The 17,572-nt window shown below is 45.9% G+C and carries 16 protein-coding genes; 11 read left to right on the forward strand and 5 right to left on the reverse strand.

What is annotated here, in order from left to right; translation table 11 throughout:
• Positions 1-163: 163 nt before the first annotated feature.
• Entirely contained in the window at positions 164-1,084 is a 921-nt protein-coding gene (locus ABUE36_RS00905; protein WP_161002476.1) for an aldo/keto reductase, read from the forward strand.
• Positions 1,085-1,167: 83 nt separating this feature from the next.
• A complete protein-coding gene (gene relB, locus ABUE36_RS00910) occupies positions 1,168-1,416 on the forward strand; it encodes a type II toxin-antitoxin system RelB family antitoxin (RefSeq protein ID WP_161002477.1) in 249 nt (82 codons plus the stop codon).
• A gap of 133 nt (positions 1,417-1,549) precedes the next feature.
• Here relB and ABUE36_RS00915 read toward each other — a convergent pair whose 3' ends face one another.
• Entirely contained in the window at positions 1,550-2,491 is a 942-nt protein-coding gene (locus ABUE36_RS00915) for a sugar-binding transcriptional regulator (RefSeq protein ID WP_161002478.1), read from the reverse strand.
• 240 nt (positions 2,492-2,731) lie between these two features.
• Between ABUE36_RS00915 and citC the strand changes: the two genes are divergently transcribed.
• The 5 genes from citC (at position 2,732) to ABUE36_RS00940 (ending at position 7,909) form a co-directional block, all read left to right on the forward strand.
• A complete protein-coding gene (gene citC / locus ABUE36_RS00920; protein WP_161002479.1) occupies positions 2,732-3,790 on the forward strand; it encodes a [citrate (pro-3S)-lyase] ligase in 1,059 nt (352 codons plus the stop codon).
• Positions 3,780-4,073, forward strand: a complete 294-nt coding sequence (citD, locus tag ABUE36_RS00925; protein ID WP_017260632.1) for a citrate lyase acyl carrier protein — start codon at positions 3,780-3,782, stop codon at positions 4,071-4,073. Before citC ends, citD begins: the two co-directional genes overlap by 11 nt.
• A gap of 1 nt (position 4,074) precedes the next feature.
• A complete protein-coding gene (citE, locus tag ABUE36_RS00930; RefSeq protein WP_161002480.1) occupies positions 4,075-4,989 on the forward strand; it encodes a citrate (pro-3S)-lyase subunit beta in 915 nt (304 codons plus the stop codon).
• Positions 4,979-6,517 carry a citrate lyase subunit alpha gene (gene citF, locus ABUE36_RS00935; protein WP_161002481.1) on the forward strand — a complete coding sequence of 513 codons (1,539 nt, stop codon included), beginning with the start codon at positions 4,979-4,981 and terminating at the stop codon, positions 6,515-6,517. Before citE ends, citF begins: the two co-directional genes overlap by 11 nt.
• 501 nt (positions 6,518-7,018) lie before the next feature.
• Positions 7,019-7,909: a LysR family transcriptional regulator gene (locus tag ABUE36_RS00940; RefSeq protein WP_178941798.1), complete on the forward strand. Its 891-nt coding sequence runs from the start codon at positions 7,019-7,021 to the stop codon at positions 7,907-7,909.
• Positions 7,910-8,298: 389 nt separating this feature from the next.
• Here the strand turns inward: ABUE36_RS00940 and ABUE36_RS00945 are convergent, their stop codons facing one another.
• Entirely contained in the window at positions 8,299-10,149 is a 1,851-nt protein-coding gene (locus tag ABUE36_RS00945) for an FAD-binding protein (RefSeq protein WP_225439141.1), read from the reverse strand.
• Positions 10,150-10,318: 169 nt separating this feature from the next.
• Between ABUE36_RS00945 and ABUE36_RS00950 the strand changes: the two genes are divergently transcribed.
• Entirely contained in the window at positions 10,319-11,245 is a 927-nt protein-coding gene (locus tag ABUE36_RS00950; protein WP_178941799.1) for a LysR family transcriptional regulator, read from the forward strand.
• Here the strand turns inward: ABUE36_RS00950 and ABUE36_RS00955 are convergent.
• Positions 11,242-12,147, reverse strand: a complete 906-nt coding sequence (locus ABUE36_RS00955; protein ID WP_161002485.1) for a LysR family transcriptional regulator — start codon at positions 12,145-12,147, stop codon at positions 11,242-11,244. The two genes, ABUE36_RS00950 and ABUE36_RS00955, sit on opposite strands and share 4 nt — an antisense overlap.
• Positions 12,148-12,271: 124 nt before the next feature.
• Here ABUE36_RS00955 and ABUE36_RS00960 point away from each other — a divergent pair, with 124 nt between their 5' ends.
• From ABUE36_RS00960 to ABUE36_RS00970, 3 genes are read left to right on the forward strand one after another with little or no spacing between them, the layout of a single operon-like run.
• Complete coding sequence (locus ABUE36_RS00960; RefSeq protein ID WP_161002486.1) at positions 12,272-13,747, forward strand: UbiD family decarboxylase; 1,476 nt, start codon at positions 12,272-12,274, stop codon at positions 13,745-13,747.
• Between the two features lie 45 nt (positions 13,748-13,792).
• A complete protein-coding gene (locus ABUE36_RS00965) occupies positions 13,793-14,362 on the forward strand; it encodes a UbiX family flavin prenyltransferase (RefSeq protein WP_161002487.1) in 570 nt (189 codons plus the stop codon).
• Positions 14,359-14,784 carry an amino acid decarboxylase gene (locus tag ABUE36_RS00970; protein WP_161002488.1) on the forward strand — a complete coding sequence of 142 codons (426 nt, stop codon included), beginning with the start codon at positions 14,359-14,361 and terminating at the stop codon, positions 14,782-14,784. Before ABUE36_RS00965 ends, ABUE36_RS00970 begins: the two co-directional genes overlap by 4 nt.
• Before the next feature lie 550 nt (positions 14,785-15,334).
• Here the strand turns inward: ABUE36_RS00970 and ABUE36_RS00975 are convergent.
• The gene (locus ABUE36_RS00975; RefSeq protein ID WP_178941800.1) at positions 15,335-16,564 is read right to left on the reverse strand and encodes an ABC transporter permease; all 1,230 of its coding nucleotides are present in this window, start codon (positions 16,562-16,564) and stop codon (positions 15,335-15,337) included.
• Positions 16,557-17,450: an ABC transporter ATP-binding protein gene (locus tag ABUE36_RS00980; RefSeq protein WP_161002490.1), complete on the reverse strand. Its 894-nt coding sequence runs from the start codon at positions 17,448-17,450 to the stop codon at positions 16,557-16,559. Before ABUE36_RS00980 ends, ABUE36_RS00975 begins: the two co-directional genes overlap by 8 nt.
• Positions 17,451-17,572: the final 122 nt, after the last annotated feature.

Here is a 17,572-nt window from a genome sequence, read left to right on the forward strand (position 1 = left end):
AAAATGTCCCCAGGAAGACGCACTATTGTCAGCGAGAAGGTATTTGTCGAAGTATATAAACCGGCTATATGGCAGTTTGAGCCCAATCAAATTGTTTTACCTTCACCGCAAACTCCCTTATGATGACCGTGTATATATCACACAGCAAGGAGGACGTTTACACATGGCAAAAACAGTCACAATTGGCAAAAGTAACGTTACGACAACTAAGTTAGGTTTAGGCACAAACAAAGTCGGGGGTCATAACCTGTTTCCTGGTTTAAAGGATGAGGATGGCGCGGCTGTCGTTAAGGCCGCTTTAGACAGTGGCCTTACATTACTCGACACAGCATTTATGTATGGCCTTGGCCGGTCAGAAGAAATTATTGGCGACGTTTTACAGAACTACGATCGCAGTAAGGTTGTCCTGGCAACGAAGGCCGCTCAAGACAGCGATAATGATTTAAAGAATAACAATACCCCGGCATTCCTGAAGAAGTCCGTTGATATTGCGCTGAAACGTTTGAAGACTGACTATATTGATATTTTCTATATTCATTTTCCAGACGAAACGACACCAAAGAACGAAGCAGTGGCGGCGTTAAACGAGGTCAAACAAACTGGTAAGATCAAGGCAATCGGTGTTTCCAACTTCAGTTTGGATCAGATCAAAGAGGCTAATAAAGACGGATTAGTCGATATCGTGGAGGATAATTACAGTCTGGTCCACCGAGAGGCAGAAAAGGAATTGTTCCCATATCTGGAGGATAACAAGATTTCATTTGTCCCATACTTCCCGCTAGCATCTGGTTTGCTGACTGGTAAGTACGGTCCTGACGATGCGGATAAGTTCAAACAATTCTCGGCTGAACAATATCAACTGATTATGAAAGGGTTGGATGTTGTCCGCGGGATTGCTGACAAACATGACGCGACTGTCGCTCAGACGATTTTGGCATGGTACATCGCCAATCCGGCTGTTGGTGTTGTGATTCCGGGTGCTCGCAAACCTGAACAAGTCGACAGTAATGCGAAGGCGTTGACCGTTGTTTTGTCTGACGAAGAATATAAAGCAATTGATGACGCCTTTAGTGCGTTTAAATAGAGCATAGTGAAAAAGTCTTTCGAATAAGACTTTTTTTCTTACTATTTTTGGACAATGTTTTGCAAAGGGGAGGGACAGTTTATATGAAAAATGTGCAGCGCAATGACACGACAATAACGATTAGGATTGCAAAAAATGATAAGGATTTTTTAGAAGCGTATGCTAACTCAAAAGGAATTGGCGTCGGTAAATTTATGCGCGACTTAGCTTCAGAAAAAGTAGAAGATGAGTATGATTGCGAAGCGTTTGTTGAAGCTGAAAAAGAATTTAAAAAGGATGCAGTCGTTTATTCTCAAGAAGAAGTGGAAAAAGAGCTGGGGTTTACTGACTGATAGAACTCAATGACAATAAGCATTTTAGGCTGGTTTATACGGACAAAAAAGTGAACGAACATCGTTTCTAAAACGATAGTCGTTCACTCTTTTGTGTTTTAATAATTTTTCAAATGAAATAGCAAATTTACCGTTAATCCATTTCCAACAGAACACGATTAGCCACAGCTTCGTTTGTGATAACATCAGTCAAAAAGCCACCGCGTAATGCGCCCAGCAATGCGCGACTCTTAAATTTGCTTTTCACAATACCGACACGGCGGGGAACTGTTAGTAGTTCGTCCATTGACACGCCCATGGTTTTATCGTGGTTATTCAGTAAATTACCGTCGACGTCATATGGCCGTCCAAACAGTACGCCGGCAATCTGTTGATCATCCACGTTTTCAAATAGGTCGCTGAAATGCTGCTTCCAAACGGGGATGGTGTTGATTGAGGCAAGTGTGCCAATGCCGGCAAACACCATGTCCATCCGGGCAGCGGATGATAACGCTGGCACTAAGGCAGGTTCACTTCGTAAAGTTTCACGAATCTCATCGTTGTTGACATAAAGCGGCGCTGGCAGGGTGACGTACTGAGCATCAAACTTGGCAGCTGCTTTCAGGACAAGCGGCACCGTACTGGCGGCCGTGTTCAGCTTTAGGTTTTCACCAACAAACTGTGTGAAGATAAGGTTTTCGCGAACTTCCGTTTGAAACCGGTCAATGATGTTCCACACGGTGTCACCCCACGTCATCCCGACAACGTGACAGTGACGGATTAGTTCCTGAACTTCAGCCGCAGCAAAGTCAATGACGTTCGCTGAGTCTTTGTCCGGTGAGTCGCTGTCTTTTAGAATCATCATGTTACGGATGTTGAATTTCTGCTTGAAGGCAAGCTCCATTTCGACGTTGCGGGAAACGGGGGTATCGATACTGATTTTCACCAACCCTGAGGCCAGTGCCTCATCCAGCGATTTACTGATGAGGTAACGACTGAGGTGGTATTTTTCCGAGATATCTGTAATAGGCAGTTTGGATAGGTAATAATCCTGCGCAATCCCGGCTAATTGTTCACGATGTTTGACATCATCCATGTGCGGTTACTCCGTTCTATAGACTTCTATTGTCTATCTCATCACAGAATTTTAAAAAATGCAAGTGCGGTTTAAAATGTGCAAAAGGTTAAATTGATGTTTTTAAGTATTTCAAAAAAAGGCTTTCAATTTGCAATATTAACACGATCCGAGTAAAATAGCACTTGTAGAACACGATATCTGGTTCGTTACTTTTTCATGGCATGTGACGAACTGCACGAAAAGGGTGGTACATGGCGAATGAATAATGAAATTGTTGATTTGCACTTGAATGACCCACAGGTTCGCAAAACGTGGGAGGATTTTCTGACCTCGTTAGGCATTACGGATTTTCAGTCGCAGGAAACAGATGCGATTGACTTCACGCTTGGCATTTACGAAGGCGACAAGTTAGTGGCAACTGGGTCTGCTGCCGGAAATATTTTAAAATACATCGGCGTTTGCAACAAAGGTGTCGATCAAGGATCGCGGTTTAACACAATTGTCTCTGCACTCATCAGTCGTTTGTTCCAACAGCAGATTTTCCATCTGTTTGTCTTCACTAAGCTCAAGTACTCCGACAGCTTCCAACACGTTGGGTTCCATGAGCTGGCACATTCAGATGTTGCCGCGTTGTTGGAAACTGGAGACAGTAGCATCGATGACTATCTCAAGGCGATACCACGAGTGGATGACCAAACGAATAAGCGGGTAGCCGGCATCGTAATGAATGCCAATCCGTTTACTCGGGGTCATCGTTATTTGGTCGAACAGGCAGCCGGTGAAAATGACGTTGTTTATGTTTTTGTCGTTAACACGGATGCTTCTCTGTTCACAACGGCCGAACGGTTTGAACTGGTCAAACAGGGAACAGCCGATTTAAAGAACGTCATTGTTGTGAATGGCGGCGACTACATGGTTAGTTACGCCACGTTCCCGGCTTACTTTTTACCGACGCCCGACCAACAAGTGGACTATCAAACGACCCTTGATGCGCGCATTTTCCGTGATCGAATTGCGCCAGCGTTGAACATTAAGACCCGTTATTTAGGAACGGAGCCGCTGTCGCGAACGACCGGGATCTATAACCAGGTTTTGCAACGTGAACTTCCGCCGCAGGTAGCTGTTAAAATCGTCGATCGAAAAACGACCGATGACGGGACGATTGTCACCGCAACAGCCGTTCGTAAGGCAATTGCAGATGATCAACTTGATTCATTAGCTGCCTTGTTACCACCTAGCACGACTAACTTTATTAACCAACATTTAGACTCACTACAGTTTCGTATCAAGAAAGGAATGAACATTAATGGAAATTAAGCAGACCGCACTTGCGGGCACGCTGGAATCTTCCGACATTCAAATTATGTTGTCGAAGGGCACAGACGGTATCACCATTGATTTGGAATCGGACGTTGAAAAGCAGTTTGGTGATCAAATTCGTAAGGTGATTACGGATACGTTAGCTGAATTCAACATTGATAATGTCAAGGTCAAGGCTGTCGACAAAGGCGCTTTGGATTGTGTTATCAAGGCACGGACGATTGCCGTTGCCCAACGCGCATTACAAACTCAAGATCAACCAGCATGGGAGGCATTCTAATATGGCTGAAACTGAAGAACGCTTACGCCGGACAATGATGTTTGTTCCCGGTAATAACCCCGCAATGGTTAAGGATGCTGGTATTTACGGTGCTGACTCCATTATGTTTGACCTTGAAGATGCCGTTTCGATGGCTGAAAAGGATGCCGCTCGTGCATTAGTTTACGAAGCATTGAAATCACAAGATTATGGCAACGCTGAACTGGTTGTCCGGATCAATGGCGACGACACGCCTTATTACCACAATGATATTAAGGCAATGGTTAAGGCCGGCATCGACGTTATCCGTTTGCCAAAGACCGAAACTGCTGAAATGATCAAAACGTTGGAAGCAGATGTTTTAGCTGCTGAAAAGGAATTTGGTCGTGAAGAAGGTTCAACTCACTTGATGGCCGCTATCGAAAGTGCCAAGGGTGTCTTAAATGCTCCAGCAATTGCTGCCGCTTCTGACCGCATGATTGGGATTGCATTGTCTGCTGAAGACTACACGACCGACATGAAGACACACCGTTACCCAGATGGTGCCGAATTAGAGTTCGCCCGCAACATGGTTCTGCATGCTGCTCGTGCGGCTGGCATTGCTGCGTTCGATACTGTCTTCACCAACATGGATGATACTGAAGGATTCTACCGTGAAACGCGTTACATTCACCAACTTGGTTTCGACGGTAAGTCACTGGTTAACCCACGGCAAATTGCTATGGTTAACGAGGTCTACCAACCAACGGCCAAGGAAATTGCAAACGCTAAGAATGTTATTAACGCCATTGAAGAAGCTCGGATCAAGGGTTCCGGCGTTATCTCAATGAATGGTCAAATGGTTGACCGTCCTGTTGTTCTCCGGGCACAACGGGTTATGCGTTTGGCAAAAGCTTCGAACTTAGTGGATGAGGAGGGCAATACCATTGAAAAATAATGTAAATCGCGAGTTGCCAGATGATGTGATGAGCGCCTTAGACTACAAGCCATATGAAACAACTAATATCGGTAACCCAGATATTCAACGGGTTGCGCCTTCTGTTCACGTGCAAACGGGTGACGACAAGTTGGTCGACTCCATCGAAGACGTTGTTAAAGCAACGGTCAAAGATGGAATGACGATTTCATTCCATCACCACTTCCGTAATGGAGACTTTGTGTTTAACAAGGTGATGCGGGTTATCATCGATGCCGGCATTAAGAATCTGACATTGGCGCCATCTTCATTGACTGGTGTTATGAACGACATGGTTATTGAGGCCATCAAAGCTGGCACAGTGACCAACATCACGAGTTCAGGGATGCGTGGCTCATTGGGTGACTTCGTGTCACACGGTAACTTGAAGAACCCAGTTATCTTCCGTTCACACGGTGATCGTGCCCGTGCGATTGAACATGGTGACATTAAAATTGACGTTGCTTTCCTTGGTGTGCCAAATGCCGACAAGCTAGGTAATGCCAACGGGATGGACGGTAAAGCTGTCTTTGGTTCATTAGGCTACGCTTTGATGGACGCACAGTATGCCAACAAAGTGGTGCTGTTAACGGATAACTTGATGCCATACCCGAACACGCCAGCTTCAATCAAACAGACGCAAGTCGACTACGTGGTTCAAGTGGACCAAGTAGGTGACCCAGACAAAATTGGTTCTGGAGCAACTCGTTTCACAAAGGATCCTAAGGAATTGAAGATTGCGTCAACAGTTAATGATGTGATCGTTAACTCCCCATACTTTAAAGATGGCTTCTCATTCCAGACTGGTTCTGGTGGTGCTGCCTTGGCAGTTACCCGTTACCTGCGTCAGGCTATGATTGACAACAAAATCAAGGCATCGTTTGCCTTAGGTGGCATCACCAAGCCAACGACAGACCTGTTAAACGAAGGTTTGATTGACCGCGTGATGGATGTGCAGGACTTTGACAAGGGTGCTGCCGATTCCATGCACACCAACCCTAAACAACAGGAAATCGACGCTTCATGGTATGCCGATCCTGATAACAAGGGTGCAATGGTTGATCAACTGGATGTTGTTATCCTGAGTGCTTTGGAAATCGACACGAAGTTCAACGTTAACGTTATGACTGGTTCAGATGGTGTCATTCGTGGCGCCGTTGGTGGCCACCAAGATGCTGCGACTGCCAAACTGACGATTATCTCTGCACCGTTAGTTCGTGGCCGGATCGCAACGGTTGTGCCAGATGTAACGACGGTTGTAACGCCTGGTGATTCTATTGATGTTCTGGTTACCGAATACGGCATCGCCATCAACCCTAAGCGCAAGGACCTACAAGAATCATTAGGTCATTTAGCTGGCGTGCCTGTGTACACAATCGATGAATTACAAAAGATGGCCGCTGCCAAAGTCGGTACGCCAAAACCACTTGAATTTACCGACCGCACAGTTGCCCTTGTGGAATACCGCGATGGTAGTGTGATTGACGCGATTCATGAGGTAAAAGATTAGAGCGTGAACACCCTGGTTTAGAGCCGAGCAATAACATAAAACAAGCGTTGCAAAGGTGAACTTTCCTTTGCGGCGCTTGTTTTGAATTATGCACAGGCTCGTGGGGTGTGAACGCGTTTTGGCTATGTAACAGTGTCAAACGACCATTTTAGATCGGCTTCGCACCGTTCCGTCACCCAAGGATGCCGTTCCATGGGACTGGGTTCAACCTGCTAGTGCAGTTTTCGCCCTCGATTCAAAGCCGGAATGCACGTCTTTGGAGTCGTCCAGCAATTCTAAGCGGTCAAACCCACCGCCAAGAATTGCTTTCACGGAACTCTGTCCTTAGCTGACTGCACGCCGTTTGCGACAGTTTTGCTGAGTTGACACCTAACTTTTTCACGAAACTGTGTACAAAATCGTATTTTCCCACCAGCCATGCGAAATGGCTAACCGACATTTGAGAAGTATGGTAGTCTTTAGATATTGTGATTAACATTCAACGGAAGGGGCGCAAACGACGTGAACACGCGCGACTTGGCCTATTTTTCATCATTAGTAGAATTGAGAAACTTTACGGTGGTTGCGAGCCGGTTTAATGTCAGTCAACCGACCATCACGGTGGCTATTCAGCGCCTCGAAGGTGAGTTTGGCGCGCCATTAGTTCAACGTGATCGCGCTCATAATAAACTGGCTATTACGCGTGCGGGAATCTTGCTGTATCAACGTGCTCAACGCATCTTAAAGGACTTAGACCTGGCACACAGCGAGGTTTCTCGCGCCAATCAATCGACCATTCAGTTTGGTATGCCACCAATTATCGGCACGATGTGGTTTCCATTAATTGCAGGCCAGTTGTTTTCAAAAGGGCTGCTAAATTACACTCAAACGTTGGAAGTTGGCTCTGATCAGCTGTTGAAGGAGTTAGAGTCCGGCAACATTGACGTCGCGCTGCTCGGATCGGTTCGCCCACTTCACGAGGAAAATCTCGATATTACATTGTTGGCATCGCATCCGTTTAAAGCAGTTGTCAGCAAGGAACATCCGTTGGCAGATGCTGGCCATATTTCGTTTGAACAATTGGCACGGGATAATTTTATTACAATGACAGGGAAGTTTGTTCACCCACAAGCGTTGAAGGCCTACAGTGAATATGCTGGTTTCAAACCGAATGTCATTTATAGCACGCCAACATTGTCGTTAATTAAAGGGTTGGTTAGGGCTAATTTAGGTGTTAGTTTACTGGTTGACGATGCGGTTCAACCTAGCGACGACGTGGTTGCGTTGACGTTGGACGATCCATTACCTGAGCGGTTTAACATGTCGCTAGTCGTGCGCAAAGCGTTTTTGCCGAACAAAATTCAGCAAGAATTCATCAGCACACTGTTTGCGCTCAAACAAACGGTGGCATGAGAAGGCTAACAGCTTAAATGTCGTCTACGGCTGTAAAGAACTTAATTGGCTACTGAACATTTATGCATGTTCAGTAGCCAATTTTTTATAGTTTACCTGTTATACGAGTGAAGCGGACTAGAGACAGAGATCTGTGTCGACAACACTTATGGCCTGGTTTGGGGCCATTTAGTGTTGTGGGACGAGTTCTGAAACGGGTTTTGGCTCAGAATCGAGGTTGAAAACCGCGTTTTTGGCGGGCCGAGACTGGTCCTCACGGAACGGCGTCTCTGGTCTGCGCAACGTCATTATATACTGGTAATACACTGAATCAGTAATAAATCGAAACCGCCGCAACACTCGTCTTATTTGAGTATTGCGGCGGTCTTTTTAGATTAAAAATCGGAAAATTAATGAGTTACTTTTGAGAGTGCATCCTTCACGGCGTCTTTAATAGCGCGGCTAGATACTGATGCACCCGAAACAGCGTCAACATCATAAGTGTTGTTAGCGACCATGCGTTGAGGCAAAACCTTCACAGCCTCGCCGCCAACTTCACCGGTTTCACTTTGTTGAACGACTTCAACGTTCTGCAAGCGATCACTATTATAAGTGATGCGAACGACGACCTTGCCACCAATACCGGTTGAACTGCTGCCAAGGTATTGGTTGGCGCCAACTTTGATATCCTGAGGCGTTTCGTCAGCGACTAGGTCGTTACTGCCAGTTAATTGGGGTTTACTTTCGGTTTGACTAGCACTAGTAGAAGCATCGGTTGCGGATGCGGTTGTTGTATCGTTGCTATCAGATTTAGGTTTAGCCGCATTTTCACCGGCAATTTTTCCGAAAATCAAACATTCAGCAAGGTTTCCGCCGCCTTGATACTGGTTAGCTGAAATGCCACCCAGTTCACCAGCACCGTACAAATGAGGAATTGGTTGCTGATTGGCGTCCAAAATCTCAGCATTGACGTTACGACGTGGACCACCTTGTGTATTTAACACGTCGTGAGTTAGTTCAATGGCGTAGTAGGGACCATCATCAAATGTTCGCATGGTTTTAGGATCACGGTTGAATGCATAATCTCTGCCCTGTTTGGCAAACGTATTAAAGTCATTGACGGTCGCGGATAAGATTTCAGGATCAGCATTGATCTTATCTGCTAAGTCCGCTACGGAATCTGCGCTTACGAGGTCGTCTAAAAATTTAGGGTATGGCAGTTTTTCTACATCTTTAAATTGATCATACTGAGATTGGTCAAAGACTAGGTGCGGGTGGACGTTGGTCCGTGGAATTCGCCATGTGCCGTGGTCATAAATGTGGCCGTGACGGTTCGGTTCATCTTCTTTAAAGTAACGGCTACCATCATCTGCAACAGTAATAATACTGCCGGAAAACATGCTGTCACCGGGTGTAAGCAACAATCGAGCCCGTTCGCCTTGTTTAGGTTTGAATGCCATACCACTGAGAAAACCAAGTGCTTCGTAATTATTCATATGCCACATATCGGCACCGACTTCCTCAGCCATACGTAAGCCGTCACCACGGTTGTACAAAGTACCTAGCACGCCAAGATGACTGGCACCTAAGTAGTCTTGAATATCTTTTTGACTGTTTTCAAAACCACCAACAGCTAGTACGACACCATTCTTGGCTTGAATATTGTATGTGTGCCCTTGGCGTTTGATTTGTGCTCCTGTGACAACTTTAGTTTCTGGATCTTGCAACAAATGCAATGCTGGTGACTCAAGCCAAACGTCGATTTTATCAGCGCGGTCCATAACTTTTTGGCGTAAAATTTGCCAAAGTGCGGCGTCAAACATGCCTTTATGAACTGTTGTGAAATCGTATGAATGGACACCTTCGTATTCCGGGTATTCAAACACTGCTTTATCCAAAGGCAATGGTGCAATCTTTGCCAAATCTTTCTTAGCACTGACTGGTTCAACGCCAAGGTATTTGCGGACATAGTCACGCATGTGGACCATACCGTCGACATAAGTATCAATCATATCTTCGTCAAGTTTCATCGGTGCTGTTAATGCTTTGTAGTATTTTTTAGCTCCGTCAAAATCATCGCCAGTGCCAAGAAGTTGGGCAGAATAACGGGTGTTACCACCTTCATGTCCGTTTGGAGCGGCGTCGGTTAGCAAAACTCTGGCACCAGCGTCGGCAGCAAAACGTGCGGCAGTGGCACCTGCACCGCCAAATCCGAGAACAATCGTGTCATATGTGGCATCCCATGAAGTCGCGTTAGTCATTAATGTCATCCTTTCGAATCCTTGTGCAGTTATTAACAATAACCACATTATGTAACCGATAACATTGAAAGTGAAATGCCAAAATCAGACGTGGGCTATTACAAAACAGTAATGATTTACCACTTATCATGATAAAATAAACGAAACACAGTCATGAAAGTGAGCAACGATGAAGAAACGATTGGTTGATCTTTTAGCGGCAGTTAACCGGTATGACACGATGACGGCGATTGCCCAAGGACTATACATGAGTCAGCCGTACGTCAGCCGACAGATTGGTGAGGCTGAAAAAGAGTATGGCGTTCAGTTGGTTGATCGAACATTGCCGATTCATTTAACGTATGCTGGTGAGCGATTGCTGTCGTATTTGCAACAGGAACAACAGTTACATCGAGCGATGGATACTGAAATGGAAAGCTTAGGAAAGTTTGAGTATGGTTCACTCTCGTTGGGTATCAATCAACCTTTAGCGTCCAGTTGGTTTGCCGAACTACTTCCCGAGTTTTACAAACGGTTTCCACAGATGCACTTATCTATTCAGGAAGTTACCACTTCGCGCGCAGAAAATATGTTGCCAGATGGGCAGTTGGACATGTTTATTGGCAAAACATTTTATCAGCCGCGAGTGGTGACGAAGCCATTAGGCACTATGAAATTGGCGTTATTGGTGCCAGCCACGTCTCGGCTTTATTGCAAGGACACATTTTGGCGGCAGGCCACCGCGGACACGATTAGTCAGTTAAATGGTGAATATTTTATTCGTATCGGCGGTGAATCACGGTTTCAGGAACTGGTAGACCATGCGTTTCGCGACAATGGCATTCATGTTAATGACCGAATGGAAGTTAGTGACTCTAGGATCGCCGTCAGTTTGGCGTTGAAACAGTTAGGGTGCGTCATTGTCAATGTGAATAGTGCAAAGAAATTGTCGGCGAATTTACCCATTAACGTGTTTGAGTTTTCGCCGGAGATGATGAATTTAGATTGTAGCGTTGCCTACCGAAAAGCATTAGTACCGTCAGAACCGTTAAAATTCTTGATTCAAACGTGCGTTAAGAAGGCTGATGTATTGATGGAACAAGGATACGAGCTCTAATGTTGCGGTTGCGACTTGATAGCGCTTTGGATATAGCGCAATAGTTGCTGAACGGCGGCATTATGGCGATTGGAATCGTAAACAAACTGTAGGTGGCTTGTAACTGGCGTCGTTAGTGGCCGCATCACTAGCTGGTCCGTCATAAAGGGGCGCACGGATTCTTTGAACAGTAGCGTGCATTGTTGGGAGTTGGCGACAACGCTTAAAATAGTTTCAATATGAGTACTTTCAAAATGAATCGACGGGGTGAAACCAGCTGCCTGACATAATTTAATAAGGGTTTCATAAACACCGGAACCCTGAGGAAGTGACGTGAACGCATTGTCGGCTAAGTCGGCAGGCGCAATCGTCGCTTTTTTTGCGAGGGGATGGTTCGCCGGCAACACGACCACTAACTCGTCGTCGAGTAGATTGACTTGACTTAAGTGATGATGCTGAAGGTAGGCCGTATTTAAATCACGAATAATGATGGCATCCAGTAATTGTGATTGCAGTGCTGAAACGATGCGCTGTCCCTCAGTTTCCTGAAGTTGGACACTGACGTTTGGATAATCCTGCATAAAATTGGTTAGGGCTTGCATGAGCCCATATTGAGACATGATCGGGACACTACCGATGCGGATGCTGCCGCGTCGCAAGTCTTCGACTGTAGTGACTGCCTCACGCATTTCATTGTACTGACTGAGCAGTTGCTGAGCGTAGCGGTAAAAAGTTTCACCACTTTCCGTGATTTGAAGGCTCCGCCGATTGGTCGTGCTGATCAGTTCTGCATTTACTTCTTGTTGGATACCCTTCAAACGTTTTGAGAGGGCTGACTGGGTCATTTGCAAACTGACGGCAGCGTTAGACACATTTTGAGCTTCATAGGTCGCAATGAATGCCCGTAAATCATCGATTGTCATGCAATTTTCCTTTCTATTCCATTTAGGAATAACAATACAACAAACGCGATTTGTTCACAACGTGTTTCCAACGTAAGCTAATCATTGTAAAACAAGGTTGAAACGTGCGAAGGGAGCGATCGTAATGGCAAACGAACCATATGATTTGAGAAAAGTATTAAACGAACTGAAAAATGAACCGGGTCAGTATCATGAAACAGATGAACTGGTTGATCCTAACGCAGAGTTGTCTGGTGTCTATCGCTACATTGGCGCGGGCGGTACCGTGATGCGGCCAACTCAAGAAGGTCCAGCAATGATGTTCAACAACGTCAAAGGATTCACAGATACGCGCGTTTTAATTGGACTACTGGCCAGTCGCAAACGGACTGGATTGATGTTTCATCACGATTATCAAACATTGGGTCAATTTTTGAACGATTCTGTCGAGAATCCTGTGGCACCAGTTATGGTGAATGAAAATCAGGCGCCTGCTCATGAGGTGATTCATCGGTCAGATGAGGACGGTTTTGATATTCGTAAGTTAATTGCCGCCCCGACAAACACCGAGTACGACGCAGGACCATACATCACGATGGGACTGGTCTACGGTTCAAATATGGATAAGACCATGAGTGATGTTACGATTCATCGGATGGTACTGGAGGATGAAGACACTATCGGTATTTTCATTATGCCCGGTGGCCGGCACATTGGAGCCTTTGCGGATGAATATGAAAAAGCCAACAAGCCAATGCCGGTTACCATTAACATCGGATTGGATCCAGCGATTACATTAGGGGCAACGTTTGAACCGCCGACCACACCACTTGGCTATAACGAGCTGGGCGTTGCGGGGGCGATTCGCCAAGAACCTGTTCAGTTAGTTGATGGGGTTAGTGTTGATGAAAAAGCGATTGCGCGTTCTGAATTCACGATTGAAGGCTACATCATGCCAAACGAACGGATGCAGGAAGATATTAATACGCATACTGGCAAAGCCATGCCTGAATTTCCTGGGTATGACGGGGATGCCAATCCTGCAGTGCAGGTTATCAAGGTTAAAGCGGTGACACATCGTAAGGACCACCCAATTATGCAAACCGTTATTGGTCCAAGTGAAGAACATGTGAACTTGGCAGGTGTGCCAACAGAAGCCAGCATTTTATCGCTGACTAATCGTGCGATTCCGGGGAAAGTTTTGAACGTTTATAATCCGCCTGCAGGTGGCGGCAAGTTGATGACAATCATGCAGATTCACAAAGATAATGAAGCTGATGAAGGGATTCAACGACAGGCAGCTTTACTCGCATTTTCTGCGTTCAAAGAATTGAAGACGGTTATTTTAGTCGATGAAGATGTCGATATCTTTGATATGAACGATGTGATTTGGACTTTGAACACTCGTTTTCAGGCTGACCAGGATATCGTTGTGTTACCGGGAATGCGTAATCATCCACTTGATCCATCTGAACGGCCACAGTATGATCCGAAGTCTATTCGTATCACGGGGATGTCCTCCAAGATGATTTTGGACGGAACGGTGCCGTACGATATGAAGGATCAGTTTGTCCGGGCTCAATTTAAAGAAGTCAAGGACTGGCAGAAGTACTTGAGGTAATTACTAACGATCAACAGAGGTTGCAAACGACAAAAGGAGGCAAAAATGAAACGCATTGTGATTGGGATTACTGGCGCATCTGGAACAATTTACGCAATCGCCTTGCTCAAGGCGTTGAAGCAGTATGCAGACGTTGAAACGCATCTTGTCATGAGCACCTGGGCTAAGAAAAATCTGGAATTGGAAACAGATTTATCGCTCAGCGAGGTGCAACATTTAGCAGACTATACGTATAACATTAATGATCAAGGTGCAGCCATCGCAAGCGGTTCATTTTTGCATGATGGCATGGTTATTGTACCGGCCAGCATGAAGACGATTGCGGGCATCGCTTTTGGATATGGCGATAATCTGATTGCACGGGCGGCTGACGTCACAATGAAGGAGCAACGCAAACTTATCATCGTTCCACGTGAAACACCGTTGAGTGCGATCCACCTTGAAAACATGACAAAGCTGGCACGCCTCGGTGTTCAGATGATTCCACCAATCCCAGCTTTCTATAATCATCCCAAGACCATTCAGGATTTGATTGACCATCAGACCATGAAGTTACTGGATGCATTACACATTGCAAATAATGTTGATCAGCGTTGGGAGGGGATGGCAAAATGATGCAAAGTGATCGGCAGATATTTCAAACGACTCGGCAAAATTATACTATCCAAGCCGATGTACGTTTAATTGGCAAGGATGTGTTGATTGTAGTAACCGGTGGCGATCATCCACATATTGGTGACGTCACAACATTGACGGCCACTACGGAGTTGCAAACAGTCAAGTTTCCCAGTCATGACGGTCGGTTTCACAAGGACAATGTTGTTGGGGAACAGGTCGCTAAGGTGATCCAAGCTGTTTTACCGGGTAGTTGCACGATTACCTCTGGTATTCACGTGGATCATATTTCACAAGTTCAAATTGACGCAGCGGTGCCGATGGGTGATGACCTGGGCGTTCAAATCAAAACGTGGCTTCAACAACAAACGATTTCGACATCCGCACCAGTTTATTATTCAGATGGTGAAAATCCTCGATAAGGGTTATGCTCGACGTTCCGTGGAGTGGGGACGGCCGTTTCATGGGACCGGTCTTAGCCTGCAAAAACCGCAGTCTTCCACCTCGATTCGAAGCCGAAAATCACGTCTTCGAAGTCGTCCAGCTATACTAAGTGACTCAAATCGCCACTAAGTATAGCTACCACGAAACTCTGTCCCCACTCCGCTTCACTCACATAACGCACAGCGTAGCCTGAAGGTCTTCGTAATATTCCACAGGTTACGGGTAAATATCTAATGTCGAATGATGTGTCAGTGTGCAAGTCAATCACAATGTGAGCTGGAGGGCGTCAGTGTTGAAACTAACTGCGAAAGTGGTGTTAATTCGGTGGTTCTTGCCGAATTTACAGCACGGACGAGCTTGAAGACGTTGGTTTTGCGGCTTCAAGTCGAGACGCAAGACGGTTTATGGCTTGGGTCGGTCCACGCAGAGAGTTTCATAAACTGACAACCGGAAGCGGAAGTTAACATTAAAAAATAGGATTTGACTGCCGTATATCACGACAATCAAATCCTGTTTTTAGTAACATAACTATGCACGACGTTTGCGACCAAACTGGTACCAGTGCCTGCGATTGCTGTAATCTAACACGTGCTGCTGGTATACGCGGCAGGCGATCCAAGTCATGAGAACCAGCGCAATGGCGGCGATTGCCACACTCACCCAAACTTCTGAAAGTGCGGCGTTACCGACTGCGTAACGAACGGGCATCAGACTTTGAGAGAGAAATGGTACATAAGAACCGATTCGAATGAGTAGGCTATTACTATTCACTGCGATGAAGGAAGCAACGTAAGCCAGCATCCCCACCGTCGTTAATGGTGACAGCGCTTGGCTAACTTCTTCTTGGCGGGTGACCATGGAACCTAACATGGCAGCAATGACGGTGTACAACATGACACCGAGAACAAAGTAGGCTACTAGCACACTCACCATCCCCGGTTGAATCTGGCTAAAGGAAAAGTCACCTAAAAAGCTGATATTGTGGTTGAAGTATTGCATCCCAATCAAACCAGCAATTCCGGTAATGATGACTTGCAGGACGATCAGCGCCAGCATACCAGTCACCTTACCGAAGAATTGTGTCACCGGACTGACACTGCTGACCAATATTTCCATAATGTGAGAGCCTTTTTCAGTAGCAGTTTCCTGAGCAATCATGCTGGTGTACATTGCGATAAACATGTAGATCAAAAAGGTAACGACAAACGCGACGACCAGGTTAGCCCCTTGTTGGTTGGACTTTTGGCGGCGAACGACTCCATTTTGATAGGCGACGTTTTGTGTTTTATACGACGCTGGGGCAAACAGTTGTTGTAATTGTTTGGCAGTCAGTCCGAGCTGCTGGGCGGCCTGTCGTAGCTTTAATGTGTTCAGGTTATTTTTAAGCGTGTCACTGTCTAGCGAATTGCCATTGGTGCGTTGTCGATAAACGGCGCTAACCGTTTGACCGGTCGTGGTGACATTGAGGTAGCCATCGATTTTTTCGTGACTCAACCGTTTCTCAGCGACTCGTTCAGAGGAAATCGCTTTATTCACCCGGTAATCGCCATGTGTGGGTGATTCTACCAGTGCGTTACGCAAAGCCACGTTATTGCTGGTGATGGCAATGGTTGGCGTCTGATTGGTTTTATTAGTGATAAACGCAAACAACGCGATGGCCGCAATGATTAATACTGGAAAGAATAGTGAAAACAGATAGGCAGGCGACTTGATATTCTTGCGAATAACTTGGCGGGTGACGACCATAAACTTATTCATGATTGGCCACCTCGATTCTGAAGATTTCGTCTAACGACGGTGGTTCTTGCGAAAATTCCGGGATGTAACCCTGGCTGGTGGCTGCCTTGAATAGGTCATGGCCAACGGCTTCATTGTCTAGCGTTAGTTCGTAGGCATTGCCGCGTTGCTGAACATCATTAACACCAGGAAAAGCAACTAATGCGGCTCGGTCTAGTGGTGAGCGCAAACGGACGCGGGTGTTGCCGAACTGTGACCGAATTTCATCTGGCGTACCGCTAAGTACGGTTTCACCGTTTCTTAGCATCAGTAGATGATCACTGATGCGTTCCACGTTTGCCATGTCATGAGAGGAGAAGATGATGCTGGCGCCATTTTGCTTCATTTCGATGATACTGTCTTCGAGCAGTTGGGCATTGACGGGATCGAGACCGCTAAATGGTTCATCAAGGATAATGAGTTTCGGTTGATGAATTAATGTGGCAATCAACTGAACCTTTTGTTGATTCCCCTTAGACAGGTCCTTAATCTTATCTGTCAGTTTGCCCTTAACGTTAAATCGCGCCATCCACTGTGGGAGAGCTTTTCGTGTAACGGCAGGTTGTTGCCCACGAAGGGCAGCAAAGTAGACTACTTGGTCCTGGATAGACATACGGGTGTAGAGGCCACGTTCTTCAGGCAAGAAGCCGACCGTATTGTAGTCAGCTTTTGTCAGGGGATGACCCTGCCATAAAACGGTGCCACTATCAGGTTGTAGAAGGTTTAAAATCATCCGAAACGTGGTGGTTTTGCCAGCGCCGTTTTGACCGATCAGGCCCATGATTTCGCCTTGTTGAATGGTAAATGCTTCGTCCTCAACACCTTGTTTAGGGCCGAATCGTTTTGTTAAGTTTGCTACAGTTAGCATGCGATTACCTCGTTTGGAGTGCGTCATTACCGTGAACATTAACACTGTCAGTATATGAAAAAATGCCACGAATGAACAGAAAATTTGTCTGTTTAGATGGGTTATGGCTTGCATTCGAGTGG

This window comes from Furfurilactobacillus cerevisiae, from assembly GCF_048961765.1.
Lineage (GTDB): Bacteria > Bacillota > Bacilli > Lactobacillales > Lactobacillaceae > Furfurilactobacillus > Furfurilactobacillus milii_A.